General features: G+C 50.6%; 31 protein-coding genes. 19 read left to right on the forward strand and 12 right to left on the reverse strand.

Going from position 1 to position 26,400, the window contains the following annotated elements:
• Positions 1-80: 80 nt before the first annotated feature.
• Positions 81-590 carry a PH domain-containing protein gene (locus DPV68_RS07585; protein WP_029595474.1) on the forward strand — a complete coding sequence of 170 codons (510 nt, stop codon included), beginning with the start codon at positions 81-83 and terminating at the stop codon, positions 588-590.
• The gene (locus tag DPV68_RS07590) at positions 587-2,089 is read left to right on the forward strand and encodes a PH domain-containing protein (protein ID WP_114166167.1); all 1,503 of its coding nucleotides are present in this window, start codon (positions 587-589) and stop codon (positions 2,087-2,089) included. Before DPV68_RS07585 ends, DPV68_RS07590 begins: the two co-directional genes overlap by 4 nt.
• A 209-nt stretch (positions 2,090-2,298) precedes the next feature.
• Here the strand turns inward: DPV68_RS07590 and DPV68_RS15140 are convergent, their stop codons facing one another.
• On the reverse strand, positions 2,299-2,421 hold the full coding sequence (locus DPV68_RS15140) for a hypothetical protein (RefSeq protein ID WP_255417482.1): 123 nt from the start codon (positions 2,419-2,421) through the stop codon (positions 2,299-2,301).
• A gap of 286 nt (positions 2,422-2,707) precedes the next feature.
• On the opposite strand from DPV68_RS15140, the gene DPV68_RS07595 reads away from it, so the two are divergent.
• The 10 genes from DPV68_RS07595 to DPV68_RS07640 all read left to right on the forward strand — a co-directional run bounded on the left by DPV68_RS07595 (position 2,708) and on the right by DPV68_RS07640 (position 10,785).
• On the forward strand, positions 2,708-3,970 hold the full coding sequence (locus tag DPV68_RS07595; protein ID WP_114166168.1) for an NCS2 family permease: 1,263 nt from the start codon (positions 2,708-2,710) through the stop codon (positions 3,968-3,970).
• A gap of 63 nt (positions 3,971-4,033) precedes the next feature.
• Positions 4,034-4,627: an Imm64 family immunity protein gene (locus DPV68_RS07600; protein WP_114166169.1), complete on the forward strand. Its 594-nt coding sequence runs from the start codon at positions 4,034-4,036 to the stop codon at positions 4,625-4,627.
• Between the two features lie 98 nt (positions 4,628-4,725).
• The gene (locus DPV68_RS07605; protein WP_114166170.1) at positions 4,726-5,214 is read left to right on the forward strand and encodes a DinB family protein; all 489 of its coding nucleotides are present in this window, start codon (positions 4,726-4,728) and stop codon (positions 5,212-5,214) included.
• Complete coding sequence (locus tag DPV68_RS15220; RefSeq protein WP_157964152.1) at positions 5,211-5,408, forward strand: DUF3916 domain-containing protein; 198 nt, start codon at positions 5,211-5,213, stop codon at positions 5,406-5,408. Before DPV68_RS07605 ends, DPV68_RS15220 begins: the two co-directional genes overlap by 4 nt.
• A gap of 17 nt (positions 5,409-5,425) precedes the next feature.
• A complete protein-coding gene (locus tag DPV68_RS15225) occupies positions 5,426-5,701 on the forward strand; it encodes a DUF3916 domain-containing protein (protein WP_157964153.1) in 276 nt (91 codons plus the stop codon).
• A 244-nt stretch (positions 5,702-5,945) separates the two neighbouring features.
• On the forward strand, positions 5,946-6,917 hold the full coding sequence (locus DPV68_RS07620) for a DUF2268 domain-containing putative Zn-dependent protease (protein ID WP_114166173.1): 972 nt from the start codon (positions 5,946-5,948) through the stop codon (positions 6,915-6,917).
• A gap of 392 nt (positions 6,918-7,309) precedes the next feature.
• A complete protein-coding gene (locus DPV68_RS07625) occupies positions 7,310-8,083 on the forward strand; it encodes a hypothetical protein (RefSeq protein WP_232819554.1) in 774 nt (257 codons plus the stop codon).
• The gene (locus tag DPV68_RS07630; RefSeq protein ID WP_114166174.1) at positions 8,080-9,003 is read left to right on the forward strand and encodes an AAA family ATPase; all 924 of its coding nucleotides are present in this window, start codon (positions 8,080-8,082) and stop codon (positions 9,001-9,003) included. Before DPV68_RS07625 ends, DPV68_RS07630 begins: the two co-directional genes overlap by 4 nt.
• 2 nt (positions 9,004-9,005) lie before the next feature.
• Positions 9,006-10,067, forward strand: coding sequence for a DUF58 domain-containing protein (locus tag DPV68_RS07635; protein WP_232819555.1), 1,062 nt, complete (start codon positions 9,006-9,008; stop codon positions 10,065-10,067).
• Positions 10,068-10,080: 13 nt separating this feature from the next.
• The gene (locus tag DPV68_RS07640) at positions 10,081-10,785 is read left to right on the forward strand and encodes a hypothetical protein (protein ID WP_114166175.1); all 705 of its coding nucleotides are present in this window, start codon (positions 10,081-10,083) and stop codon (positions 10,783-10,785) included.
• Positions 10,786-10,886: 101 nt separating this feature from the next.
• On the opposite strand, the gene DPV68_RS07645 is transcribed toward DPV68_RS07640, so the two are convergent.
• Positions 10,887-11,597, reverse strand: coding sequence for a GntR family transcriptional regulator (locus DPV68_RS07645; protein ID WP_114166176.1), 711 nt, complete (start codon positions 11,595-11,597; stop codon positions 10,887-10,889).
• A 152-nt stretch (positions 11,598-11,749) separates the two neighbouring features.
• Here DPV68_RS07645 and bglA point away from each other — a divergent pair, with 152 nt between their 5' ends.
• The 3 genes from bglA to DPV68_RS07660 all read left to right on the forward strand — a co-directional run bounded on the left by bglA (position 11,750) and on the right by DPV68_RS07660 (position 14,776).
• A complete protein-coding gene (gene bglA, locus DPV68_RS07650) occupies positions 11,750-13,204 on the forward strand; it encodes a 6-phospho-beta-glucosidase BglA (RefSeq protein WP_114166177.1) in 1,455 nt (484 codons plus the stop codon).
• An 81-nt stretch (positions 13,205-13,285) separates the two neighbouring features.
• Complete coding sequence (locus DPV68_RS07655) at positions 13,286-14,047, forward strand: hypothetical protein (RefSeq protein ID WP_157964154.1); 762 nt, start codon at positions 13,286-13,288, stop codon at positions 14,045-14,047.
• Positions 14,048-14,155: 108 nt separating this feature from the next.
• Positions 14,156-14,776: a hypothetical protein gene (locus DPV68_RS07660; protein WP_114166179.1), complete on the forward strand. Its 621-nt coding sequence runs from the start codon at positions 14,156-14,158 to the stop codon at positions 14,774-14,776.
• A 139-nt stretch (positions 14,777-14,915) separates the two neighbouring features.
• On the opposite strand, the gene DPV68_RS07665 is transcribed toward DPV68_RS07660, so the two are convergent.
• Positions 14,916-15,773 carry an AraC family transcriptional regulator gene (locus tag DPV68_RS07665; protein WP_114166180.1) on the reverse strand — a complete coding sequence of 286 codons (858 nt, stop codon included), beginning with the start codon at positions 15,771-15,773 and terminating at the stop codon, positions 14,916-14,918.
• An 89-nt stretch (positions 15,774-15,862) separates the two neighbouring features.
• Positions 15,863-16,078, reverse strand: coding sequence for a hypothetical protein (locus tag DPV68_RS07670; protein WP_114166181.1), 216 nt, complete (start codon positions 16,076-16,078; stop codon positions 15,863-15,865).
• 109 nt (positions 16,079-16,187) lie between these two features.
• On the opposite strand from DPV68_RS07670, the gene DPV68_RS07675 reads away from it, so the two are divergent.
• Entirely contained in the window at positions 16,188-16,451 is a 264-nt protein-coding gene (locus DPV68_RS07675; protein WP_114166182.1) for an excalibur calcium-binding domain-containing protein, read from the forward strand.
• A 33-nt stretch (positions 16,452-16,484) separates the two neighbouring features.
• Here the strand turns inward: DPV68_RS07675 and DPV68_RS07680 are convergent, their stop codons facing one another.
• Positions 16,485-17,024, reverse strand: coding sequence for a hypothetical protein (locus DPV68_RS07680; RefSeq protein WP_114166183.1), 540 nt, complete (start codon positions 17,022-17,024; stop codon positions 16,485-16,487).
• Positions 17,021-17,944 carry an alpha/beta fold hydrolase gene (locus DPV68_RS07685; RefSeq protein ID WP_370447071.1) on the reverse strand — a complete coding sequence of 308 codons (924 nt, stop codon included), beginning with the start codon at positions 17,942-17,944 and terminating at the stop codon, positions 17,021-17,023. Before DPV68_RS07685 ends, DPV68_RS07680 begins: the two co-directional genes overlap by 4 nt.
• Positions 17,945-18,020: 76 nt before the next feature.
• Between DPV68_RS07685 and DPV68_RS07690 the strand changes: the two genes are divergently transcribed.
• The gene (locus DPV68_RS07690; protein ID WP_198662271.1) at positions 18,021-18,830 is read left to right on the forward strand and encodes a glucose 1-dehydrogenase; all 810 of its coding nucleotides are present in this window, start codon (positions 18,021-18,023) and stop codon (positions 18,828-18,830) included.
• A gap of 32 nt (positions 18,831-18,862) precedes the next feature.
• Here the strand turns inward: DPV68_RS07690 and DPV68_RS07695 are convergent, their stop codons facing one another.
• Together DPV68_RS07695 and DPV68_RS07700 are read right to left on the reverse strand one after the other, a co-directional pair.
• Positions 18,863-19,663 carry a helix-turn-helix transcriptional regulator gene (locus DPV68_RS07695; protein WP_114166186.1) on the reverse strand — a complete coding sequence of 267 codons (801 nt, stop codon included), beginning with the start codon at positions 19,661-19,663 and terminating at the stop codon, positions 18,863-18,865.
• Positions 19,664-19,803: 140 nt separating this feature from the next.
• Positions 19,804-20,064, reverse strand: a complete 261-nt coding sequence (locus tag DPV68_RS07700) for a DUF1294 domain-containing protein (protein ID WP_232819556.1) — start codon at positions 20,062-20,064, stop codon at positions 19,804-19,806.
• Positions 20,065-20,272: 208 nt separating this feature from the next.
• Between DPV68_RS07700 and DPV68_RS07705 the strand changes: the two genes are divergently transcribed.
• Positions 20,273-21,055: a LysM peptidoglycan-binding and 3D domain-containing protein gene (locus tag DPV68_RS07705; protein WP_034777617.1), complete on the forward strand. Its 783-nt coding sequence runs from the start codon at positions 20,273-20,275 to the stop codon at positions 21,053-21,055.
• Positions 21,056-21,177: 122 nt separating this feature from the next.
• The gene (cls, locus tag DPV68_RS07710; protein WP_114166187.1) at positions 21,178-22,644 is read left to right on the forward strand and encodes a cardiolipin synthase; all 1,467 of its coding nucleotides are present in this window, start codon (positions 21,178-21,180) and stop codon (positions 22,642-22,644) included.
• Between the two features lie 49 nt (positions 22,645-22,693).
• Here the strand turns inward: cls and DPV68_RS07715 are convergent, their stop codons facing one another.
• The 4 genes from DPV68_RS07715 to DPV68_RS07730 form a co-directional block, all read right to left on the reverse strand.
• A complete protein-coding gene (locus DPV68_RS07715) occupies positions 22,694-23,671 on the reverse strand; it encodes a hypothetical protein (RefSeq protein WP_114166188.1) in 978 nt (325 codons plus the stop codon).
• On the reverse strand, positions 23,668-24,696 hold the full coding sequence (locus DPV68_RS07720) for a DUF58 domain-containing protein (RefSeq protein ID WP_114166189.1): 1,029 nt from the start codon (positions 24,694-24,696) through the stop codon (positions 23,668-23,670). The genes DPV68_RS07715 and DPV68_RS07720 overlap by 4 nt, the downstream gene beginning before the upstream one ends.
• Position 24,697: 1 nt before the next feature.
• Positions 24,698-25,606 carry an AAA family ATPase gene (locus tag DPV68_RS07725; RefSeq protein WP_114166190.1) on the reverse strand — a complete coding sequence of 303 codons (909 nt, stop codon included), beginning with the start codon at positions 25,604-25,606 and terminating at the stop codon, positions 24,698-24,700.
• Between the two features lie 96 nt (positions 25,607-25,702).
• The gene (locus tag DPV68_RS07730; protein ID WP_114166191.1) at positions 25,703-26,398 is read right to left on the reverse strand and encodes an amino acid ABC transporter permease; all 696 of its coding nucleotides are present in this window, start codon (positions 26,396-26,398) and stop codon (positions 25,703-25,705) included.
• Between the last annotated feature and the right edge of the window lie 2 nt (positions 26,399-26,400).

Here is a 26,400-nt window from a genome sequence, read left to right on the forward strand (position 1 = left end):
ATTTGAAACTTTTTTAGGGAGTGCGCCGTATACTAGAGGTAGAACGGACACATGCTCCGAATCGTTAGGGGGAAACACCAATGTCAGACATAGAAACAACACCGATATCATTCAGTGGCACACTGCCGATCGAGGCCCGTACCGTCTTCCGACTGTCGAGCGCCATCTTTTATCTCATCGGCCTCGTCATTACAGGAGGGCTCGTCGCAGCCGCGCTTTATTTTGACTGGCCGACATGGCTTCAATATACGATGTACGCCTTACTCGCTATCGACCTCATCTATAGTGTGATCGATATCGTCGTCTTCCAAAAATGGAAGCAAGAACGGTTCACGTATGATGTAAAGCCGCTCGAGATTCGTTTGCATCACGGCATCATCACGACGCACGATGTGTTGATCCCGATGACGAAAGTACAATACGTCCACGCCCAGCAAGGCCCACTCTTACGAAAATATGGCCTGCAGACAATTACCATCGGGACGGCCGCCGGATCGCATGACATTTATGCGATTGAGGAGTCGTTCGCGAAGACGCTTCGTGAACAGATTGCGGTCTACGCTCGCATCGAGGAGGAGGATGTCGTATGACGGAAGCCGCCCTCACGTGGCATCGGCTGCCGAGTCGCGTCTTACTGTTACGGGTATTAGAGGTCATCAAGTCGTTCGCCATCCCACTCGTGTTATTGTTCGTCGTCAACAACGATTGGGAGTCCACGTTCGGCATCATTTTACGGGTCGGAATCCTGCTCTTCCTCGGGCTCGATGTCCTGCAGAAGTTCTTCGGCTGGCTCAACTTCCGGTATGCGCTCGATGAGAAGACGGTATATATCATCGATGGCAATTGGATCAAAAAAGAGAAGTCGCTTCCGCTCTATAAGATTCAAAGTGTCCATTCGAACAGCCCGTTCTTGTACCGGTTGCTCGGGGTCGTCGAATTGACGTTCGACACGAACGCGAACAGTGACGACGCCTCGTTCAAACTGGCCGGCGTCTTCCCGAACGAGGCGAAGCGGCTCGAGGACATCCTTGACCAGGTCCGTCACCGCAAGACCGAGACCGACATACCGGTAGAAGGGGAGACGGACGGGACAGTTGCACCGGTGGCAATTGAAAAACCGTCGAGCCGTTTGTTGTACGCGCTCTCAACTCGGGAGATCATCATCGCCTCGCTGACGTCTCTGTCGGTGTTCGCCATCTTCCCGGTCGCATCGACGATCATCTCGTCGATTGATGACTTCATCAATCTCGACGGGACGTTCGATACGATTGGGGATTGGGTCGTCCATGCGTCAATCATCGCCATCGGTGTACTCGTCTTAGCAGTCTTGATCTTGTCGATTGTCATCGGTATGGTTATCAATTTCTTGAAGTACGGGAATTTCCGACTCGAACGACGCGGCGACCGCATTCGCGTTGAGAAGGGATTGCTTAACCGTTCCGCCAAAGAGATTCCGTACGAGAAGATTCAAGCGGTCCGGGTCAAAGAGACGTTCATCCGGCGCTGGTTCAATATCGTCGGTGTCGAACTCGTCGCAGCAGGGACGATGGATGAGTTGAAGAATGAGTCGTCGACGATTCTTCCGTTCGTGAAACGGGAGCGGGCGATGAATGTGTTGGACGAGCACTTCGACCAGTTCGTCTGGTCTGACACGCTGTATCGTTTGCCGAAGCGTTCCCTCTGGGTCAAACTGCTACGCATCAGCTGGGTCGGACTTATCGTCTCGGGTGTCGTGCTGTATTTCTTCCGCGATTACGCTTGGTGGCTCATTCTGCTGTGGGCCATCATCATCGCCGGCCGCCTGTTGAGCTATATGACGACACGCTACGCCCGGAACGGTCGCTTCATCGAATTACGGACCGGTGCCTTCAACGTCACGTCGTTCTTGACGGACAAGCCGCGAATCGAACAGATTCAAGTGACACAGACGCCGCTTCAACGCCGTTTCAATGTATGTAACGTTCTGTTCTCGACGCGTGGTGTCTTATCGAATGAAATGATCGAGGACATCCCGAAACAAGAGGCGGACGCAATGCTGAAGTGGTTCTCCCGCTATACGATAGAGGAAGATATGAAAACACCGGGCTAAAATCGCCCGGTGTTTGTTCGTCACGTCAACTTCACCATTTTCGTGTTTCTGTTACTGAAAAATGCGTTCAAGTATGGTATGATGCAAGTAGAAAGAGACCGGTGCTGGACACACCGGCCTCTGGCGTACAGGTTACCACTTTAAGAGTGGCCCAGCCGCCACAATGGTTAGTGAATCAGAAAGTGACCCATCTCATTGCGCCGAGGGGGTCATTTTTTTGTGCGTTCAGACGTTGCACGATCGGATGTTTGGTGTAACACCAAGTGAACGATAATCGGAGCGAGGATCGGGACGATCACATAATCGCCGACCCAGGTCCATAGTTGCTCCATCCGCACCACCGCCTTCCTCCATTGTGGACTTGGCGGCTGACCCCACTATTGCTGCGTTAACCTGCCTCTTCATTATAGCAGATTCCCTCCAAAAAAGATGCTAAAAATAGGAACGTTTGTTCCTATTTTATAAAATGAACCTTTCGTCCGAATGGGTCTCATGACTGGGTCCAAAGATGGATTTGAACCAAGATTGTCTTGCATGTCAGAAGTCAGACAGGATATAATCAACCTCGTGTGTATAACCACATGGGTGGGTGAGGGTGCCAATAAAGGATTGATTCCTATGGCAAAACAAACAGAATGGAAAACAGAAACATACGGGGGCGTGCTGAACTTTCTGGCGACAGCATACATCCCGGCCGTTCACGCGGCAATCTTGACACAAGCCGGACTCCCGTTCGAGGGAGCGCTCGTCGGAGCGATTTTGACAAGCATCATCGGAACGTTCATCGCAGGGCTGTTCAACTTGCCACTGCTCCTGTTACCGGGGATGGGCATCAACGCGCTGTTCACGTACACGCTCGTCCTGCAGATGGGGCTGAGCTGGCAAGGCGCGCTCGCTGTCTCATTCGTCTCAGGGGCGCTCGTCGTCCTGTTGACGGTGACGAAGGTGGCGAGGAAACTCGCGAACGCGTTCCCACCGATCATTCATGACGGATTGACGGTCGGACTCGGCCTGTTCCTCATCTTGATCGGACTCGAGGCGGCGGGGATCGTCTCGGGCGGTGGCGGGGCACTGCTTCATATCGGAGACCTCGGGGAACGGACGGTGCAGGTCGCGTTCCTGTCGCTCTTCGTCGCCATCCTTCTCTTCTTGAAGATGGGGCCGAGCAGTTTCCTATGGACGATTGCGTTCGGGGTCGGCTTGAGCGCCGTCATGGGAACGCTCGACTGGACCGGTGAGTTCGCGCTCATGCCGTTCCTCGAGTCGTTCGGCACCGTGTTCGGCAACGTCTCGTTCGCCGAGTCGGCGTCACCGATCTTCCTCGTCGCCGTCGGCGTGTTGACGCTCGTCTTGCTGATCGAGAACATCAGCCTGATCCAGAATCAGACGCGCGCCATCGGCAAGGATGCGGATGCCCCGAAAGGGCTCGTCGCCCAAGGGTTATCGACGATGGCCGGTGCCATGTTCGGTTCGAGCCCGACCGTCTCGACGGTCGAGGTAGCGGCCGGCATCTCGGTCGGCGCTCGGGGCGGCATCGCCTCGTTCGTGACGTCAGGCCTGTACGTCGTCTCGCTCTTGCTGTTGCCGCTGTTCGCGATCATTCCGGTGACGGCAATCGCGCCGGTGTTGATCATCATCGGCATGATGATGTTCCAGAACGTGAAGCATCTCCCGCTCGACAATTGGGAGCATGCCTTCCCGGCGATTCTCGTCATCATTATGATCCCGTTCACGTATTCCATCGTCGATGGCATCGGGTTCGGATTCATCGCCTATACGATGATCGTCTTGTTCAAGAAGGGCTATCGGTCGCTCAGTCCGGTCGTCGGTGTCTTGACCGTATTGTTCCTGGTTTTCTTTTCTTTACCAGTCTGGCTATAAGATGGGGCGGTACCGTGTATACGGTGCCGCTTTTTTGTATGATGAAACAAAGGAGGTGTTTGAATGGATCAAGCAGGCGGATTCATTTCCATCGGGATGGCTTATCCGAGCCATTATCCGTTACCTGAACTTGCTCAACATGTATGTGCGGAACTGTTAAGTAGCGGTGGCGAAATCATAAACGTGACATACAGTCAGAATGAGGCGGGCACTAGTTGGACGACAACGACAGATCCCGATTTTGCTCAGATCGGGCATTACGGATCTATCCATTTACAAAGCAACTATTTTGGAGACGTGGACATGACGATGACCGCGTCCCTTCAAGAGATGGACACCTATGTCGGGATTCTCATCGATGTAAAGTGGAATGATGTCGTTTCACATCCTGCATCGAGAACTGCGTTCACACAGCAAATCGAACGACTGCTCATGAACATGTACCGGTATGTGGCATTTTCATATGCGATTGCCGGGCACGAACTTGAGCTCGACTGGGCACCTGATGCGTTTCCGACATCAGCGGACTGGTTGGATACGTTCCCTCTTTCTATGGTCCCGTCACCACAAGGCGTGGCGGTAACTTACGGTTCAATTTCAATCGACGGGGTGACTCCTCAAACCAATATAAAGAGGTCTATCCCGTTAGATGCATAAGTGAGACTAGATCACCTCTATCAAGCATTCCTTGATTGACGAAGCTAAGTGCTAAGCGGCCCAATTTTCTTAGCTTATAACCGAAGGAGGATACTTTTATGACGAAAACCTCAGGTGTCATCGACGAGTTTGCATCCTATATAGACTGGTTAAACACATTGTCGGGATTGGATGAATCGATGTGGGAAAAATCGATTGCAACCGACAAATGGTCAATCAAAGCAATCGTCCTTCACATCGCCCATTGGGACAATCATCTGTTGAACGTCATCGTCCCGGCCGTCAAGACCGGGGAAGCCATGATTTTCCCTGAATTCGACTCATTTAACGCGCGAGCGACCCAAAAAGCGAAACGTCTTTCGGGAGAAAACGTGCTCCAGTTAGCCAAAACGAGTCGGAGCTCGCTTATAGAAACGCTTCGGTCATTACGTCAAGAGACGCTGACTTCTCACACGATGGCAAACGGAACGACCCATTCTCCGCATGACGGTGTTCCGTACACACTTGCCTATATCGTCACCGAGTTCATCGAACACGACCGGCACCATCAGCAACAAGTCGACAGCCTCTTGGGGAAAACGTCTTGAAGAGACGAGCGAAAGTACGCGGTGTTAGACGAAGACTGAAACGGTTGCGCATGGATGTCGACGAACAGACCTATTCGTTCCCGACGACGTTTCACGACGGATATTGGCATAACAAAATTCCAATCGATCAACCGTTCTTACTATCGATAGAGAAGAATAGCCGAATCCAGCACGCCGTCATCGAGCGATGTTAGAAGGGGGAACTCAGCTTGTGCGCCTTCGAGAACAGGAGAGTTGCCGGGTCGTCGTCTTGATCGACCTGCCGTCGCTCTGGCAGTCCGAACTTCTCGTATTCGAAAGCGACGCACGACTAAAGGCGTTCATGGAACGCGATACGTCTGAGCAGACGTGGACGCGGTTGCCAGTGGACTCTGTGTGCCTACAGCGATTCATGCTTCCGGCGAACGTCGAGGTACATCGGTTCCATGAGCTGATTCAAGACGAGGATTACACACATAGCGGGGAAGTCTGGTTGCTCGTTCAATAAGCGGGCAATTTTTTTGTGAGATGAATTATAAAATTAAGTGCAACACCCAACGTGAACGTAAAAAATGATTATGGCAGTCTCGAGGCACCATATAAGCATTCAGAAGGGGCATCGATAGAAAATATGGTACAATTTAACATATATGAGAAGGGTGATTTATATAACAAAACTACTTCTTACGGAGAGAAAAAAGTATCAACATGATCAAAGCTTGATGGTTTAAAAAGAGACGGAGGACGTTCAATTGAAAAAATTGACTATCATTTTACTTTGCATTCCTTTAATTCTGTTATCAGCATGTTTGGGTGATGAAGAAAATGTAGAAATTGATAAAGAACGTATTGACATGCAACCTGAGACCATGAAAATCAACCAGGATAGTGAATTGAAAATTGTGCCACTTTACACACAATATCAAAAATATTTGGAAGCATCACTTGAGACAAACGATACAGAACAGAAAAGAAAATTTTTTAAAGAATTTGTTCTTGATTACATAGAGGAGATTGGAGAAGAGGAGAAGTTCGGAACAGCAGATTTGAAAGGCAACTTTTTAATGAAATCGACATCCTATGAGCAAGAACTCCTAAATCGAATCGATATATTGATGAGCAAACATGAAGAAATTGAAGAAATGATTATAGAAACCTACACCGCTTCACATAAGGTACTTCCTAAAAAGAAAAGTACGATTTTCCTCGTACCAATCAATTCAGAATTTGCATTTATTGGTGAGTCACTGGGTGGGGTTAGTGGAAATGCATATAAAGACTCTTTTGTCTTTTATCTGAATGAAGACTTCGATAAAAATATTCTTGCTTATGCGACTGCACATGAATATCATCACTTGATTCTTCGGGACACACCAAACTTTATGATTAGTTCGATTTTAAATTCTGTCATATTAGAAGGGAAGGCAGATGCTTTTGCAGATCGAATTGTTAAAGGCGTCTCACCTCCCTGGCATGAACCAATGGATGAGAAAACTAAAGAGCATGTAGCTAGCCTTGTTAATGATTATGAAATAACATTTAACGATTTTGTTGTCGGTAATGAGCAAAAGAATCTTCCTCGCTGGAGTAACTATATCTTAGGAAAAGACATCCTCGACCATTACTTAGAATCAAATCCAGAGCTCTCGATTCAAGATTGGACATTCAAAGAAGATCATGAAATCTTAGAAGGCTACAAATATCAGGAGATTCTTCAACAATGACGAAACAAGTCACATAATTCCAAAATATCGCAGTCGTGATATCTGGCTCCAATCAGTTCGCTTTATTGATTGGGGCTTTTGTTCGAAGGAAAGAACACTGAGTTGTGACTATAAAAGGTCCTAATACATTACGAGTAGAAATCAATTTCATATGAATCCGAATTTAACCGTGCTTGAAGGGAACATATGATTAATTTAAGAACTGATGAGAGCCATTGTTTTGTCCTAGAATGAAAATCACCCGAGATAAAACCATATTTGACTTGCATTTCCAATATGCTATAATCCTACCAAACACTTTTTCCAAAAAAAGGATTAAATGGAATCGATGAATGAAAGGAGCCGTTGAATGAGATGCAGTCGAATCTACATATTCACATACGGGTCGTTACATGAGAAAAGCCAAAGTTCTTTTTGTATCCGTATCCTTGCTTTCCTTACTGGTTGTCGCACTCATTTCATTCTCAGGTCAACTCGCTTATACCTACTTCAAAGGGTTGGACATCTCTGGAAGCCCCATCACGAGCTGGGTCACGGATTGTCATGACAAGCGAAAGTTGTTTGGGATCATTGAGGTCGTCGATACGGATGTTTGGTGTGGAGATGGTAGTGACGTAGATTCCGGGCCCGGTATTTCTGAAGCAGGGGCGATTGTTGGGCCATCAGATGATGAAGGCGGCACACCAAGGGAAGATGAGAATAACTCGTCTCCGTCATATGGTACACCATCTACAAGCGAATCCGATCGCCTTTCCCTGTTGCCTTACATTGTCAGCACCATCCTCCTTCTTTTGATTGGTGTATGGATGTGGCGTAGACGCTTCCACAAAAAGGGGAGGGAAGCAGTTCCGATAGACGAGAGGATTCACTCAAGGCAAGAGACAGGCGAAACGTTCGAACAGGCAAAACGCTCCGCTCATCCGCTACCAGATTCCCCGTTGCGGCAACATTTGATTCAATTCGAACAAGCGCTGCCGCCACAACAACGAAGACGGCCGTTCGAGACGTTATCCGCGTGGGCGCGCCGTATCCAACTCGATGCTTCACTGCTGAGCTATTTAGAGACCCGTTATGACAAAGTCGAGATCACGCCACAACGTGAAGAAGCGTTCAAACAACAGCTTGATGCCTATTTACTTCGTTTAGAAAAGGAGCCACCCTTATGACCATCAAACGCGTATTGGAACAATTGGACCAAATCTATCTCGGAAAACCTGAAATCACGCGCCTCTGCTGCACGGCGCTACTCGCGAACGGGCACATCTTGTTAGAGGACGTCCCGGGTACCGGGAAAACGTTACTTGCCAAAAGTATTGCCAAGAGTTTTGAAGCTGATTTCACGCGCATCCAATTCACGGCCGATTTGCTTCCGACCGATATCATCGGTTCTGACTTCTTCAACATGCAGACACAGACGTTCGAAAATCGGACAGGACCGATTTTTACCAACATCTTATTGATTGATGAAGTGAACCGAGCCGTCCCCCGGACACAATCCGCCTTGCTCGAGGCGATGGAAGAGCGGCAAGTCTCGATCGGCGGAGTCACGTATCAACTGCCGGAACCGTTCTTCGTCATCGCAACGCAAAACCCGATTGAATCGGCAGGGACGTTCGCCTTGCCCGACGCTCAACTCGACCGCTTCTTGATGTCGCTCCAAGTCGGCTATCCCGAAGCGGGGGAAGAACGGCAACTGATTCTACAGACGATTTCGAAGACACGCCACGCCGTCCATGCCCTCATGTCGTCCGAGACGTTTTTAACTGTACAGCGAGAAGTCGAGGAGATCCGAGTCCATGAAGATGTCGTCACGTATCTGCTCGCCCTCATCCAAGAGACACGACATCATCCGCTCGTCGAAGTCGGAGCCAGCCCTCGCGCGACGCTCGCCCTCGTCAAGGCGTCTCAAGCTTACGCTTATATCGAAGACCGTCAATTCGTGACCCCGGAAGATGTCCAAGCCGTCGCGACGCATGTTCTGGCACACCGCTTGACGCTCACGCTCGAAGGGGACGTGAAATCGACGAAACGGGAAGTTCTCGCTGACATTTTGGAGCGAGTCGATGTACCGGTCGAGAAGGTGTGAAGATGCGACAAGTCGAAGTGAGCACACCGTCCCTTTTAGATGACAAGCTTTGGCCGGCCTATACAGGGATGCTCTTCTTCTTCGTGTGGTTCCCCTACGTCTGGCCGTTCGCTTATCTGGTTGGCGTGATTCTGGGGTTGATGCTCATACGGAAATGGCTGACGAAGCAAATCGTTGAGGCGACAGGCTTGTCGTTCCATCAAAAGGAGCAGTTGTTGTTCGTAAATGATCGCGTCTCGCTCAAGATGGAAGTGACAGGCATCGAGCGACTTGAAGAGCTCGGAATCCCGACGTCGGTCCGCTTAGTCACGGGACACGGCTTGACGTTTGACGAGGACCAGCGCGTGCATGTCATACAAATTCGTAACGAAGCGACCTATTCACTTCCGATTCACGCGAAACAGCGCGGTCCCGTTAAAATTGAAGAGTGCAGCCTTCAGTTCAGGCTCCCGTTTTGGCTCGGCACCATCTTCGTCACAGATCATACGCTACCGTCCTGGATTATCCTCCCGTCCATCATGAGACAGAATAGGTTCGACTCACGCCTGGTAAGGATGGGGGACCGACTCGTCAAACATTCGCCGCTCAAGGACCCGTTGATGATTCAAAGCACAAAGCGGTATGAGCAAGAGCCGGTCAAACAGATTGACTGGATCGCGACAGCCAAGACAGGAAAACTTCAGGCGAAAGTGTATCAACGCCAAAACCTCGATACATTCACGCTCGTGCTCGACTTGAGCGGTCCGCTCGGAAATGGCCTCCATGCCCGTTACGAAGAGTTGATTCAACAAGCCGCATATCTGGTATCCTATTTAGTGAAGGAAGATTGTAAAGTCGAACTGTTCATCAATCGGCTCGATGCTGATAATCATATCGACCACCTACGGATGAGTGACGGTCGCAAGCAGTTGCGGCTTGCGCTTGTGCGCCTCGCCTGGATTCATGAATCCGATCGATTCGTCGCCACGAAACGATTTACCCAAATCATCGATCGACACATGCATCCGCATGCGGAAATGATTCGGATTGACGCGTCACTGCTCAAGCAGATGTCTGTCGGTTGAAAGGAGTAAAGATATGTTCCGCCTGATCAAAACATTCGCTTTAGCCGGGATCTTCACGCTCGCTGCCACGTCGGCAGCTGCGGCGCCGACAGAACGATCCGCGGAGCGTTTCGCTGAAGAACATTTCGAGTCGATCGTCCTCGACCATATCGAAGGAGACGACCCGAGTAACTATCACTTGACGGAAAGTCGCGCCATCTCGTTCGGTCCGCTCCATGAAGTGATGATTGCTGCGCAATCCTGTTATTCGCCAGACGAAATGTGCACGTTCGTTCCGAGTGACGAGTACGTGTCGGCCGTCATACAAGACGGCGAGCCGAGAAACGTCATCGGGACGTATGAGCAAGAACCGGGTGTCTTCGCCTTCTCCACGTTGGGGTATGGCGACGAGTTAGCCATTGCCTTAGCTGATGTGTCCGGGACATTGGTCCATTCCGCGCGAGAAAATGCATGGTTTGATTTTGACGGGGAGACGTTGACTGCCTTGACGAATGATGCGAAACGGTTCATCGGCGGAGACACGATCACGCTCGAATCCTATCAGGCACTCTTAGTCGAGGCACATTTAAACGTTGAAGGTTCGTTGGAGGATGGCCTCACTGGTAGTTCGGGTAATGTTCAGACGACAACTCCAAGATTGTATTGGATGCTTGGCTTTGCGTTGTTGGCGGGGCTCCCGCTCAGTTATCTTTTGTACCGGAGGCGAGCGAATAAATAAGACGGTTGCATGGAGTCGGTACATATCACCACCTGACTCAAAGATAAATAAATTACACCTATAAAAAACACCGCTCCACGCAATAGCGTCGAGCGGTGTTTTCACATGAACGGTCCGTTCGCCTGGACGACGAACTGCGAGTGTTCGAAATGATACGTGATGCGTGAATAGTCGAACGGCTTCCCGTTCGAAAGATGGAAAATCGTCTCGATGCGGAGCGTCGGGTCGTCCGTCTGTAAACCTAGATAGCCGGCCTCCGTGGCAGTCAGTCGCCCGACCTGCATGTACATGTCCGAAAAGCCGATGGTGACGCCGAGTGCGCCCTGGACGTAATCGAAGATTGAGTCGGCGACGATCTCTCGGTTCAAATACGGGACGATCGCCTTCACATAGTACGACTCCTCGTAACAGAACACCTCGCCGTCGACGAAGCGGACCCGCTCGACGCGATAGACGTCATCTGTCACGTCGATGCCAAGGTTCTGCGCGACCGTCGTGTGCGGTTTCGTGACCGAGACGTCGAGCACGTCCGACGTCAACGCCCGGTCACCGAGATTGCTCTTGAACCCTTGCGTCGAGAATAGGCTCATATAGCCCGGACGGTTGTGGCGCCGGACGAAGATCCCGCTTCCCCGCAATTGAAAGATGACGCCTTTTCGCTCCAGCAACTCGAGCGCTTTCGTAATCGTACTCTTGCTGACGGCATATTGGCTCATCAACTGCTCGAGGACGGGCAGTTTATCTCCTTGTTTCAAATCCTTTTGATTGATGTACTGTTCAATCTCTGCTGCAACCTGTTGGTATTTTAACATGCGTATTCCTCGCTTCATATTCGGTAATTCGATTGTACCATGTCACTATTTTAACGAGAATAAAAAGATACCGGACTTGTATAATTGTACCGGTACAATTATACTAGACGTGTATGATTCATTATTGGCATCTCGAAGAAGGAGGAACACATATGAAGACATTACCGAAAGACTTTCTATGGGGCGGCGCGCTTGCCGCCCACCAATTTGAAGGCGGCTGGGACGCCGACGGCAAAGGACCTAGCGTCGTCGACGTCTTGACAGCAGGCGCTCACGGCGTCGCGCGTCGGATCACGGACAAGGTCGAGCCGGACGAATTTTATCCGAACCATGAAGCAATCGACTTCTATCACCGTTATAAAGAAGACGTCGCGCTCTTCGCTGAGATGGGCTTGAAGTGTCTCCGCACGTCGATCGGTTGGAGCCGGATCTTCCCGAACGGGGACGATGCGGAGCCGAACGAGGCAGGACTCCAATTTTATGACGACTTGTTCGACGAACTGTTGAAGCATGACATCGAGCCGATCATCACGTTGTCCCACTTCGAGATGCCGCTCCACCTCGCACGTGAGTACGGCGGGTTCCGCAACCGTGCCGTCGTCGACCATTTCGTCCGTTTCGCCGAGGTGTGTTTCGACCGCTATAAAGACAAGGTCAAATATTGGATGACGTTCAACGAGATCAACAACAAGATGGACGTCAACAACCCGCTCTTCTTATGGACGAACTCAGGCGTCATCGTCGAAGACGGGGAGAACGCCCGTGAAGTGATGTATCAGACGGGGCACCATGAGTTGATCGCGAGCGCGCTCGCCGTCGCAAAAGGGAAAGCAATCAATCCGGACTTTGAAATCGGGGCGATGGTGTCACACGTGCCGATTTATCCGTTCTCGTCGAACCCGGACGACGTCATGCTTGCTGAAGAGATGATGCGTCAACGTTACTTCTTCCCGGACGTGCAAGTGCGCGGGGTCTATCCGAGCTACGCCTTGATCGAATTCGAGCGTGAAGGCTATTCCATCCCGTTCCTCGATGGGGACGAAGAGATTTTGAAGAATGGGACCGTCGATTACCTCGGTTTCAGTTACTATATGTCGACGACCGTGAAGAGTGATGTCATTGCCGACAACATTGGCGACATCGTCAACGGTGGTCTGCCGAACGGCGTCGAGAATCCGTATATCAAGTCGAGCGACTGGGGCTGGTCGATCGACCCGGTCGGTCTCCGCTATGTACTCAACCGGTTGTACGACCGCTATCAAATCCCGCTCTTCATCGTCGAGAACGGATTCGGTGCTGTCGATGAGATTGTCGACGGGAAAATCCATGATGCGGCACGCATCGACTACTTGAAGGCGCATATCGAACAGTTGAAACAAGCGGTCGTCTATGACGGCGTCGACTTGATCGGCTACACGCCATGGGGCATCATCGACATCGTCTCGTTCACGACGGGCGAGATGAAGAAACGGTACGGCATGATTTATGTCGACCGTGACAATGAGGGCAACGGCTCGATGGAGCGGATGAAGAAAGACTCGTTCGATTGGTACAAGCATGTGATCGAGACGAACGGGGAAGCGTTGGAATACAAAGTGACAAAATAAAAATGACTCCTTTTGACTTTCTAAGTGATAGTCAAAGGGAGTTTTTGTATGATGGTAAGTAGAAAGAAATGGGGGCACTCCATGAGACATATCTCAATTCGTTTAGGTACAACTCTTAATCAACCACATGATCGGAACTGGAGGAAGCGACACATCACCGAGATTCACTCGTCATACGTGTTTGAAGAATTGCTTGCGAATTATCTGTCTCGATTCATCGAGCAAGACGAGGTCCGATTCACATCCGACGAACTCGTTGGGATAGAGCTTCTAGTGGCACATGAGACGAAGTCATATATGCACCATACGTTTGATGGGACAGACAATCAGGTGCTGGTCCATGAGTTCACGAGTAAAACGTTCAACTATGAGAATTATTTAATGATTCTTGACGAAAAAGAGAAGTTTCGTCATTTCGCTGAGCTCGTACGTGAAGTGCTCGTACCACTATTAGAAGTACATACGTTCAGTAAGAGAGAAGCGATTTCTGACATCATCAAACAATGTTTGAGGCAAATCGAAATGAATGACTACAAGTTGGTCATTTTGCTAAATAAAACTCCAAAATCAAATAAAAAACGAAATCGGATAGCTGTTTTTAAATTGATTGTCTCTGTGACAGGTGCTTCGTTTTGGATTGAAGTTTATGAAAAGGGGATGAGGTTATTCCAAGCAAAAGTGATTGAAGAAATCGCGAACCCTAATTCGTTCTCATTATATTTCGGAACGAGTAGTTGGGAGTCCGATGACGTGTTCACGATCCATTCCAAAGTTCGAAATTGGAATGCGCGAGTTGATGTCCTGAATGGAACAATCGACATTTATAAACAAATAAGGGACTAAGGAAGCAAAGCCATCTCGGAGATACAGAACGCTATGACTAAACGACAGTAACTGTCATTGTATGAATAACTCTAAGCCAATCACCATTCATAACGGGAGGGACATCAAGTGGAATACCCTGTACTTAAAACTCCAATTTTTTTTAGTGTAAGATATGAAGAACTTACTCCAAAATTGTTAAATCAATATTTCGAATACATGATGACTAATCTAGAAACTAGAATATGGGTTTTAATAAAACAAACAACACTAAACCGCGTAGTAGAGCATAAAGAAATATTTAGTGATCAAGTCATGGATGAAGTATTTGATTGGGCCATAGAAAATCTGGAAATCAGAAAACTCTCAGAATATACGGAGGAAGAACTATTAAACTGTAACCTTGAAAATGCTGCGCCATACGAATTATCAAAAAGGAAATTTCTAGCCTCGTTGCTAAAAATAAAAAATGAGAATCACGCCGCTATAAATATGATAGACATTCACGATTACAAATTATTAATGGATTTAGGTTTATATTTTGGCGAGTGTTTGAGGCAAAGAATAGATGGTGCCGAATGGGGAGTCTTTAAGAAAAAGAAATATGACATTACAAATCATTTAGTAATTTTCTTTAGTAATGGTGCTGCATTCTGTCCTTTCTCTGAAGTGGAATTGCTTTTAGGCGATTACGAATCAGAATTTATGACTTTAAAAGATCGAATGATTGAACTTAAAGAAATGGATTGAAAACACGACTTGAAGTAGACAATTCAGGATTTATAACACACAAAACCAATGAACTACTCTAACGAATGAATTATAAACGAGTCGAAAACGCCCCCCTAGATATTAACTCTAGAGAGGGCGTTTTTGACTAGGAGACTGTTTATTCTTTCACCGCTACCCACACTTCGCTATAGACGTTGTCTGATGGTCCGTCATGCTTCGTGAACGAGATGCTCGGCAAGTCGGCCAGTTCGTACCCAGACGTCGGCAGCCATTCGGCATACGTTTTGGCCATCGTCTCCTGGAGCGTCTTCGGGAACGGACCGGTATTCGGGAAAACGGCCCATAGGTTCGACTCGATCGTGATTTGTTCAAGGTCCTTGTACGTATTCTCTTGCGTCGTCGCGAAACCGATCATATGCGTGAGTGAACCCGTTTCGTCCAAATAGCCTTCATCAAAATCAAATGACACGTTCAGTACTTGGTGCGGATAGAGGTCCGCCAACTGATGCATCTCGCTTCGCTGTTGCGCCGTGATTGACTGCGCCAACTCGACGATGTCATGATTCACGCCTTCGAACTGAATCGGGACGCGTTTGGACACGCCGACGACGTTGAATGAAGATTTGTGTTCTAATTTGAATTCCATCGAGATTCCTCCTTTGATGTCGATGAAGAAAGTGAATTTCGGGAATGACTTTTGAATCTTGTTCTTAATCACTTCAGACGGTAAAAAGCCACACCAATCTCGAAACGCTCGCGAGAACCCGTCGACGGATTGGTAGCCATACGTATACGCCACGTTCGTGACCGACTTCCCATGGATCAAGTCCTTGTTCGCTTCTGACAGCCGACGATTTCGGATATATTCATTGAGCGTCATCCCGGCCATGTAGGAAAACATGCGTCGAAAATGATAGTCGGACACCCCGACGATGCGTGTGATATCCTGACTCGTGATGTCTTCTATTAGATGTTGATCGATGTGGTCCATCAATCGGTTCAGTGATTCAAGCATCAGCATTCCCTCCTTTCTGCATTCATCATACTTCGAACATCGTAGGGGTACTCGATGATTTCGATACGGATGTCATTGGATAGAAGACGTCACTGGTTGTAGCCGATGAACATCGTGAACATGATGAGGATGACCGATGACGTCATGAGTAAGAACGTAAGCGAGCTCGCGAACACGAGAAAACCTTTGGAGAAGTGGCGTCGTCGTTTCCAAATCCCTATGACGAACACCACGTTCAAAATGAGAAATAGTGCGAGCAGCAGTAACGGGAGAGCCCGGTCCTGCATCAATATAAGTAAGTCCATAGATGTTACCTTCCTTCAACTATTTTTAAAAAGCAGGAGATTCATCATAACTGCCCTTATAATAAACAAGAATTAACACTGATATCGTTTGTTACCTAGGAGGAAAACTATGAAAAAGCTACTTCGTGCGACCATCGCCGGCATCGCGTTGTTCACGCTGAGCATCGCACCGTCAGAAACCGTGGACGCCGCACCGAAAAAAATTAAGAATTGCACCGAACTGAATAAGACGTACAAAGGCGGTGTCGCCAAAACGAAGACGACGAAAAACAAAGGTGGTAAGACAAAGTACAAGCCTTACGCCAACAGTTCGTTATACGAAGCGAACAAATCAAAAGACCGTGACAAGGACGGTATCGCCTGCGAGCGCTAAGAGATGAGAGGACAGCCGTCCTCCGTCTCTTTTTTAGTTGTTGAAGCGGTAAGATACTTCCCCTTCAGAATCATAGCCGGTGATAGACTCAATCGACTCGATTTGGTCGACGAGCACGAACCAAACGTCATTCCCGGCCTTCGTCTTCAACAGTTCCGGTTCGAACCTTTCCCCGTTCAACTCGACGACGACTCTTGTCGTCTCGCCGTGGTTCATCCCGTAAAGGATATCGTACGGGGAACATGCTGACGGATCTCCGCACGATTGGCCGAAAGTCGACCACGTGAGACCTGCCTCGGACAGCGATTCAGATGTAACCGACTGAACCTGATTGTCGACAGTAAGTTCAAGACCTATGCCTTGCGCAACCGGCTCTTCACTCCATTCCTCGACGGTGTAACTGTTCGTGAAAAAGCGAAGACTCATATTACGGTCATCAACAGGGTAGGTGAGAATCGGTTCCGCTCCTTCGGGCAACTGTGGCTGTTTGGTCGACTCGACTCCCCATGCCACTCCGGCTGATAACAACAACATGAACACAATAATGAGGACAATTTTTTGCTGACGCTTCATGACAGACCGCTCACTTTCTCGACTTGTAAAAATTGTCGTACCTGTTCAATCGGGAACGCCGGGTTCCAATGGACGAAGTGGCCACCTGTCATTCGTATGTAAGTGATTGGCAGCTCATGCCGTTGCAGGTCCATCATGGCTGACTTCGTCAATCGGGCTTCTTTGTCGTCCAGTCCGACAAAATCGCCGTAAATAAGCAACGTCGGGACTTGAAGTGAACGCATGAGCTGCGGCACGGCAAGTTGATAGAAGCCGAACAACAGATTCAATCTGCCTCGACCGAGCTTAGCCGGGGCGTCCAACGCACGTCGAATCTCGTCTCGTTCAGTGAGACCTGTCTGTGCGCAGAATGCCTTAACCTGTTCCTCTGGCATCGGAGCTGACACGTTGTCTGAAATGATTTTTGTCTCGATTTTCCGGACGAGTCGAGGTCCGAACAGACGATAAAGTCCGCTCAGGAGCGGGACGGCAAGGCCCAACACCCTATATTCTCTCAACGGAACGCGCGGGAACGTCTTATGGCCTTGGTCTCGCTTTCGCCGCTCCACGTGCTCGGGATAATAAGCGGCGAAAGCGAGACCTACCGCGCCGCCGAGTGAATGCGCGATCACATGGACGGGTCTGATTCGATGTGTGACGACGTAGTCGTTGACCCAATCCGCCAACTGTTCGAACGTCACGGCCTGCTTAATCCCTTCACTTCGCCCGAACCCTGGCAGATCGAACAAATGAACTTCGAAGTCGTTGCGCAACGCCTCAGCGAGCGAACGGCCTTCCTCCCCAGTGAATCCCCGGCCGGTAAAAATAGCACGGGTGTCCCGCTCCCGAGCACTTCTGCATGATAACGATTCAATTGAACCCCACCTTTCAACTCCCAATATCTGTATCTTTTCATTGTACGTGACTGATGATTGGAACAAAAGCAGATTCTTCCAAACAGAGACACGTTTCCCTCCAAATCCGGGTATAGACTACTGACACGTGAGCAGGTTGCACATGTCGTTTTCACTGTCGCTCTTGAGTTGTCTCAACAAGGAGGAATGCGGTGTGAAATTATCGGGTAAAACGGCGCTCGTCACCGGGGCCGGGTCAGGGATGGGTCGGGCGATCGCCAAACTGTTTGCCGAGGAAGGGGCACGCGTCGTCGCCGTCGACATGAACGCGGATTCGGTCGAAACAGTCGTGTCAGAGATTAAAGCGAGCGGTGGGGAAGCCGTCGGCGTCGCCGGGAACGTCACAAAGCAGGAAGATATCGACAAGATGGTCGAGACGGCGAAGAGCACGTTCGGTTCGCTCGACATCTTGGTCAACAATGCCGGCATCATGGACAACTTTTTGACCGTCGGCGAAGTGACCGACGAGGTGTGGGACCGTGTCATCGCCGTCAATTTGACCGGACCGATGAAACTGGCCCGGGCCGCGATCAACATCATGGACAAGCAAGAAACGGGCGGCGTCATCATCAATAACGCCTCGGTCGGTGGCCTGTTCGGGACACGGGGCGGCGCCTCGTACGTCGCCTCGAAGCACGCACTGATCGGCCTGACGAAAAATATTGCCGCCACGTACGGTACGTTCAACAAGATTCGGGCCAACGCCATCGCACCGGGCGGGGTCAATACGAATATCGGCGCCACCATCACCGCGCCGAGCGAGCTCGGGATGCGGGCCATCCAAGGGGCAGGGGAGGCACCGATGGGTGAACCGGAGCAAATTGCCAAGGTCGCGTTGTTCCTCGCCTCCGACGATTCGAGTTTCGTCAATGGCGACGTCTTGAAAGCGGACGGTGGGTGGACCGCCCGTTAACGAGAAAAAGCCGACACGATTGTCGGCTTTTGTTATGTCTTCTGCTTGCGAAACGCGAGCGGTGTTTGATGATGCACTTTCTTAAACGTCTGGACGAAATGGCTCACGCTCGTAAAGCCAAACCGGTTTGCCACTTCAGCGACCGGACTGTCCGTCTCACATAACAGACGGGCGGCTCGTTGCATCCGGATGTCTTGGACATAGGCGAGCGGCGATGTGTCGCCCCATTTTGTAAAGTAGCGGCAACATTCCGCCCGGCTCAGACCACCCGTTGCTGCGATGTCTTCGAGCGTCAGTTTCATCGTGTCATGGTCATGTATGTAGGCGAGCATGAGACGCATCCGTTCCTGAACATGATGTTTCGTTCTGCTTTGCGGCTGTTGAATCCAATAGCGCCAAATGACTGCGAGTTGTAAGCTCGCATCGAGCAACGCGAACGAGGACTTCTTTTTCAGACTGCGAATCACTTTGTCGATTATGTCGAGGATGACCTTGTCATCCGGTTCAGCCGGATGCAACACTTTACTACGCGACGTCTCGGCATGTGGTGTCACGTACAACTCCGCAAGCGACGGAGAGAATAGGTCAAACGGCTCGACGGAGATCACGATCAAACGAAATGGCTCTCCCTTCGGTTCAACTTTCACGATTTGTCCACGGTCTAAGATCAACGCCATCCCGGAGCGGAGCCGAGACCGTGTCCCATTGACGAGCAGGTCGAGTTGTCCGTTCGTGATTAACCAGATTTGAAACTGCGGATTCACTTTGATCGTCGTGTCAATCGTCGTTTCAGTCCACTCTTGGATATCAATCAGATTTTCTTCAACCTTCATCCGAACACCTCAATATTTGAACATTTATTTTGTTTTAACACCGGATGGACACACTTCTTTTTCACCACGAAGCGTCTATCAAGACATTTCATCGGAATTTTCTGCGTGGCGATTGAACAAGTTCCCTCTATATAATGGCGTCAAAAGATGAACCAGCCCGTGATCCCGGCATGCACCAAGATGGCAATCGGGACCCCAATTCGAAACATCGGCTTCAATGTCTTATGACGGAAGAGGCGCATCGCAAGATAGGCGCCGAATGCGCCACCGATCCAAACAAGAATGAGTAACGTTCGTTCCGAAATGCGCCATTCACTTGATTTGGCACGGCGTTTATCGAAGAAAAATGTCATAAACGCTAGTAAATTAGTCACAATGTAATATAGCAGTAATAGTTCCAAAGACTAAAACCTCCTTTCTCTTCTCTTTAGTATAGTCGAAAACGGCTCAACAAAGCCATTTGTATCTAGATTGTAAAAATTCAGAGTCCTCTCATCCCTTTGAAAGCTTCTGTAACTGAACTGATATCACTCTCATATCAGCCTGTAACGGCAGTGAAACATACAGGTGTTACAGTAAGGGAGCGTTAGAAAAGGGAGGAATATTCTTATGAAAAAACCACTATTGACACTAACGGCACTCGCTGGCCTTAGTTTAGGAGTCGCTGCTCCAGCTTCGGCAGCATCAACACACACAGTTCAGTCGGGAGATACACTTTACCGTATCGCCGTGAACAACGGTGTATCAGTTAATGACATCAAACAAGCGAACGGCTTAAACTCTAATATGATTTATCCAAACCAAGTATTGAAGCTTGCGAAGTCAGAAGCTAAAGCTTCAAGCGCTTCAAAAACGTATACAGTAAAATCAGGTGACACGTTGTATCGCATCGCGACAAACAACGGCGTATCTGTCAAACAGTTGATGACATGGAACGGTCTTAATTCAGATCTCATTTTCCCTGGTCAACAATTCTCTGTAAAAGGTGCTAAAGCAGCATCGGTTGCGAACAGCGCACCAGCCGCTAAACCAAAAGCATCAACATCTGCACCAGTGACGAAACAGTCTACGTCGACAACGCAAACCCAAGCTCCGGCTTCAGGTAAGACGATGACTGTGGAAGCAACGGCTTACACGCCATACTGTGCAGGATGCTCAGGAATCACGGCAACAGGAATCGACGTCCGCTCGAACCCGAACCAAAAAGTTATCGCGGTTGACCCTTCAGTCATCCCACTCGGCTCTAAAGTATGGGTTGAAGGCTACGGCGAAGCAATCGCTGGAGATACTGGTGGCGCCATCAAAGGTAACAAAATCGATATCTTGATGCCGACACGAGAGCAAGCGCTCAACTTCGGTCGTAAATCAATCACAATCAAAGTCTTAAACTAATCGATTTACCCCAAAAACACCGCAGGCGCGGTGTTTTTTTGTGTTGTAGACGCGGTATCTGTAAACGAGCATTTCATTCTTACGAAGAATGGGTAAACAAGAGGCAAAAGGAGGAAATCGAGATGGTCACGACAGAATTCATTCTAGGCATACTCGGTATCGTATTGGTCATTCTCAACGTGATGTTTGCGGTCACCATCATCTTCTTCGAACGGCGCGATATCGGGTCAACGTGGGCCTGGCTACTTGTTTTATTCTTCGTGCCGCTGCTCGGATTCTTCATCTATATCTTCTTCGGACGCTTGATCAAATCGAATAACTTCTATCAAGTCGACGAGGAACGACGACATGAATACGCCGAGCACGTCCAAAACCAGTTGACCGAGCTCGATGCGGATGAGGGTTTATTCGCCCGCGACCCGCTCTTATCCAAATATCGACGGCTCGCTCGCTTAAATTTATCATCTACGAACGCACTCGTAACGTACCATAATGCGATTCAGGTCATCCATGACGGTGAGCAAAAATTTGAAGCGTTGTTCCATGACATCGAAGTGGCGACGCGTGAAATTAACATCCAGTACTATATCATTCAAAATGATTCACTCGGTCAAGCGCTCATCGAGGCGCTCACACGCCGGGCCAAGGAAGGTGTCAAAGTACGTCTGCTTTATGACGCCGTCGGCTCGAGGGGGTTGCGACGCTCCCATTTCAAACAGCTCCTCGCGCACGGCGGCGAGGTAAAGTCGTTCTTCCCGTCACGCCTCGGCATCAACTTCCGCGTCAACAACCGGAATCACCGCAAGCTATGTATCATCGACGGAGACATCGGCTATATCGGCGGTTTCAACGTCGGGAATGAATACCTCGGGACGAATCGACAGTTCGGTTATTGGCGCGACGTGCATCTACGGATGAGAGGAGAGGCGGTGCGTGAACTGCTCGAACGTTTCCTCCTCGATTGGAACCGTGCCGTGCCGACGAAGCATCGGGCTGAGAAAGAGGATTTTGTATGGCCATCCGTCCTCATTAAGACGGCCCAATCACCGGTGCAAATCGTCACATCGGGTCCGAACTCATCGACCGAGCACTTGAAAAACATGCTCGTCAAGATGATCACCGAGGCGAAAGAGACGATTTACATCCAGACCCCTTATTTCATCCCTGACGCCAGCTTCCTCGACGCCTGCCGCAACGCGCTCATGTCTGGGACGAAGATTCGCCTGATGATCCCGAATAAGCCGGACCACATGTTTGTCTATTGGGCGACGTATACGAATGCGGCCGAGCTCGTCCGCTACGGTGCCGAAGTATATACGTATGAAGGCGGTTTCCTTCATGCGAAGACGCTCGTCATCGATGGCGAGGTCGCCTCGATCGGCACGACGAACATCGACGCCCGCAGTTTCCGTCTCAATTTCGAAATCTCGGCGCTCGTCTATGATGAGGTCGTGGCCCAGTCTGTCATCGATGCATTCGAACGGGACATAGATCGTGCTGACCGCTTGACGATTGAGCGTTATGAGACGCGGACGAAATGGATCCGTTTCAAAGAGAGCGTGTCACGCCTGCTCAGCCCAATCCTCTAAAAAAGACCAGCCAGATCGTCCGGGAATACACGGCGAGCTGACTGGTCTTTTATTTGTTGAGCGTCTGGGTGACGTGTCGTTCAAACGCCTCCACAATGGGTACCGGGGCTTCTTTCTCTCCGTACTCGGCGGCCTCGAGCCAGACGGCGAAGCGGCTCCCTTCGCTGAATCCGATGCGGTCGAACCATTCCATGACCGTCTCTTCACGATGGCGAGGATGGGCTTGTTCAAGCCGGCGCCCGGCATCGAGCAAACGGACATGCCGCGGGGCCCGTGTCGAGCGGCGAACCGAATCGGCCGCTTGATGGCGTTGCTTCGGCATCGTCACATCCTCATGGATTTCTTTTCGGCGTTGCACATAGATGAATAAAGCGATGACGCTGACGAGAACGACGAGAAACGTGACGACCAAGAATAGCGATTGGTTCGTCGCCGATTCGAGTAACGTCTCGTTTGAAATCGTCTCGGCATCGATGTTCGGATTGTCCGGGACGAGAATCCGGTTGACACGGTCGGTCGGATCCAAGTTGAAGCCATCGAACCAACCGCCGATCCAAATCAGGATGGGCTGGACCCATGCGACGAGGTTGCCGAATAGTAGTTCTTTGATGGTGCGAATGATCACGGCCAAACCAAGCCCGACACCGAGTGCGACAACAAGTGTCGACATCATCCGTTTATAGTCACGTCGATAATACAGGCTCCGCTGCCAAAACAAGAACAGGAACGGGAAGCCGATCATTGCGAGCGGCTGCGACGCCGGCGGGAACAACCAATCGACGATCAAGAAGAGCACGCTGGCAATCGCGTAACGGTCCGTCCAATCGAGCGTCCGGATAAAGGCGTGGACGTACGTGAACAACAGCAACGTCACGCTCATCTCATAGGAGAACCAAAGGGCGACGATGCTCAGTGCCGTCTGGACCCCGAGTTGCCAGTTGCGCGGCAAGCGGAACGTCAACAGAAACACGAGCGGAAACACGTGACCGACATAGAACGCGGCGAACACCCACCAAAGCTGTCTCATCGTCCGTCACCTCCGAGTCGTAAAATCGATTGGCTGCCGCCGTATTTGGCGACCTTCCGTTCGAATAGCGACCGGGCGAGCGGGAAATCCCGTTCCGACAGACAGGCGAGCGTCGTCATGACCTTGCGGAAGTGTGTCTCACCGCTTCCCGGGGCGAGGTCATAGGTGATGCCGTCCTTCGTCAATGTCGGCACGATCAGCCCATAGCTCGCGTTCTCTTTCTCGAAGTCGCGGCACAGAGCTGCCGCCTGCGAGATCAACCGCTCCATCTGATGGGTGAGGGCGCGTCCGTCTTTCGTCAACAAGTCGAGCACGACGACATATTCGTTCGCCTGGACGGGTTGCTCGGTGCGGGCGAGCAGTTCACCTGTCTTCGCGTAGGCCGACCAATACAGTTGCCGCATCGGCTGTCCGTGATACGGCGCCACCGACTGGAACGTCTCCGGGTCACGGTAGGCGCTATGACGGACCATCTCTTCGCCTGGTAACGTCGGCGGACGTTTCGGGATCGGATAAGGCAGGAATTCAGGGAAGACATACCCGATGCGGTCGAGCGGATCTTCTTTATAGAGCGAAAACATACGGAGCGGGTCCCGGATCTCCATGCCGATCGCCTCCATGCGGATCGGACCGCGTCGAATCGCCTTGAGTGGAAGCGTGTAGGCGACGGCCGCCTCGCGTCCGACATAGTTCTCTTGGCGCCAGAAAGCGTGTTCCTCTGACTCGACGGTCGGATGGAGATATCCTGACAAACGGACGACACCGAGCGGGACAGGCGCCGTCGATACCAATTTGATCGTATACGTTTCTTCATCGTTCGGGAACAGCTTCAGCTCGTCGGTCACTTCGACGTGGACGTATTCAGCGAGCCGGAACAACAGCTCCGGCATGATCAATGCATACAGGCTGAAGCCGATAATCACACTCGCGAGGAAGACGTTGCCGTACAGGGCGGTGAACACCCCGACGACGAACAAGAGCCACATATACCCGGACTCAAGATAGCGAGGGCTGACGAGTTGCATGTCACACCTCTGACGGGACCGGGATGGTCTCCAAAACGGACTTGATCAATTTGGACGGCTTCGTCTTGAGCGACGCTTCCACCGTCAACACGATCCGGTGGCCGAGGATGGGCAAGGCGAGCGCACGGATATCTTCCGGCGTGACGTAATCCCGTCCGTCCATATAGGCATGCGCCCGGGCCGCCATCGTGTAAGCGAGCGTCGCCCGTGGGCTCGGTCCGACCTCGATGTCCCGGTGATGACGGAGCGCCTCGACGAAATCGAGGAGATAATCCTCCATCGCCTCGTGAAACAAGACGTCACGGACGGCTTGCTGCATCTCGGCAAGTTCGGTCTGTTGCAATGTGAACGGGGCCGCACTCAAATGCTCGTTCCGAAGCAACCGGCGTTCCGACTCCCGAGACAACGGAGCGAGCGACAGTTTGAACAAGAAGCGGTCGAGTTGAGCCTGCGGCAACGGGAACGTCCCTTGCCCATCGAACGGGTTTTGCGTCGCGATGACGAAGAACGGGTCCGGTAAACGAAGCGACACCTCGCCGAGCGTCACTTGACGCTCCTGCATCGCCTCTAACAGTGCCGACTGCGTCCGTGGTGTCGTCCGGTTGATCTCATCGACGAGCAAGATCGACGTGAAGATTGGGCCAGTTCTCCGTTCGAACGTGCCTGTCGTCGGATTGAACAGTTCCATCCCTAAAATGTCACTCGGCAACGTGTCCGGTGTACATTGCACGCGTTGGAACGCGGCCGATACCGACGTCGCCAGGCTACGCGCGAGCGTCGTCTTTCCTGTCCCCGGTCGGTCCTCGAGCAGGACGTGCCCCCCGGAGAGGAGGGCGATCGTCGCCAGCTTGATCGCCTTTGACTGCCCGATCACTTGATCGTTTAAATGTGTCGTCCATTGTTGCACCATAATAAAGTTCCCCCGTCTATTTTCTGAATATTTATAAAAATCATAGCACACTCGACGCTCACGCAAAACGATAAACAAAAAACGATGACGTGATCGTCATCGTTTCGGTGTGTCCAAATAGCGTTCGAAATGCCGCTCGAGCCAATCTTGGAAGAACGACATGAACGTACAGATGCCCCAGTAGATGAGGGCGACGACCAAATAGACGGTCATATAATCGAATTCCCGGCCTCCGACGATTTTCGCCTTGTTAAAAATTTCCGGGACGGTAATCATGGCGGCGAGCGAACTCGCTTTAATCAAATCGAGGAATACGTTCGAAAGCGGGGGAAGGGCGATTCGCGTCGCCTGTGGCAAGACGACCCCTTTCAGTGTCAGCCACTTCGTCATTCCAAGCGAGCGGGCCGCCTCGACCTGTCCCGGATCGACGGCACGAATCGCAGCCCGGACGATTTCGGCGATATAGGCCGCCGAGTTCAGGCTGAACCCGATGATGGCTGCCGTTAACGCCGCGAACTCGATGCCGATGAACGGAAATCCTGAATATAAGATGAACAGGATGATCAGAATCGGTACACCCCGCATGAACGAGATGTAAAACGTCGACGGGAACCGAAGCATCCGCGACGGTGAAAGTTTCCCAAGGGCGAGCACGAGACCGAGCAACAAGCCGAAGAACATGCTGACGAATGAGATCCAAAGCGTGTTCGGCAAGCCGCCTAGCAGATAAGGGAACGAGCGTACAGCCAGGTCGACATCAAAGAGCGCTTCCCAGTTCACACCTTCGAACATGA

Origin of the sequence: Exiguobacterium sp. TNDT2 (genome assembly GCF_003331145.1) — a bacterium.
Lineage (GTDB): Bacteria > Bacillota > Bacilli > Exiguobacteriales > Exiguobacteriaceae > Exiguobacterium.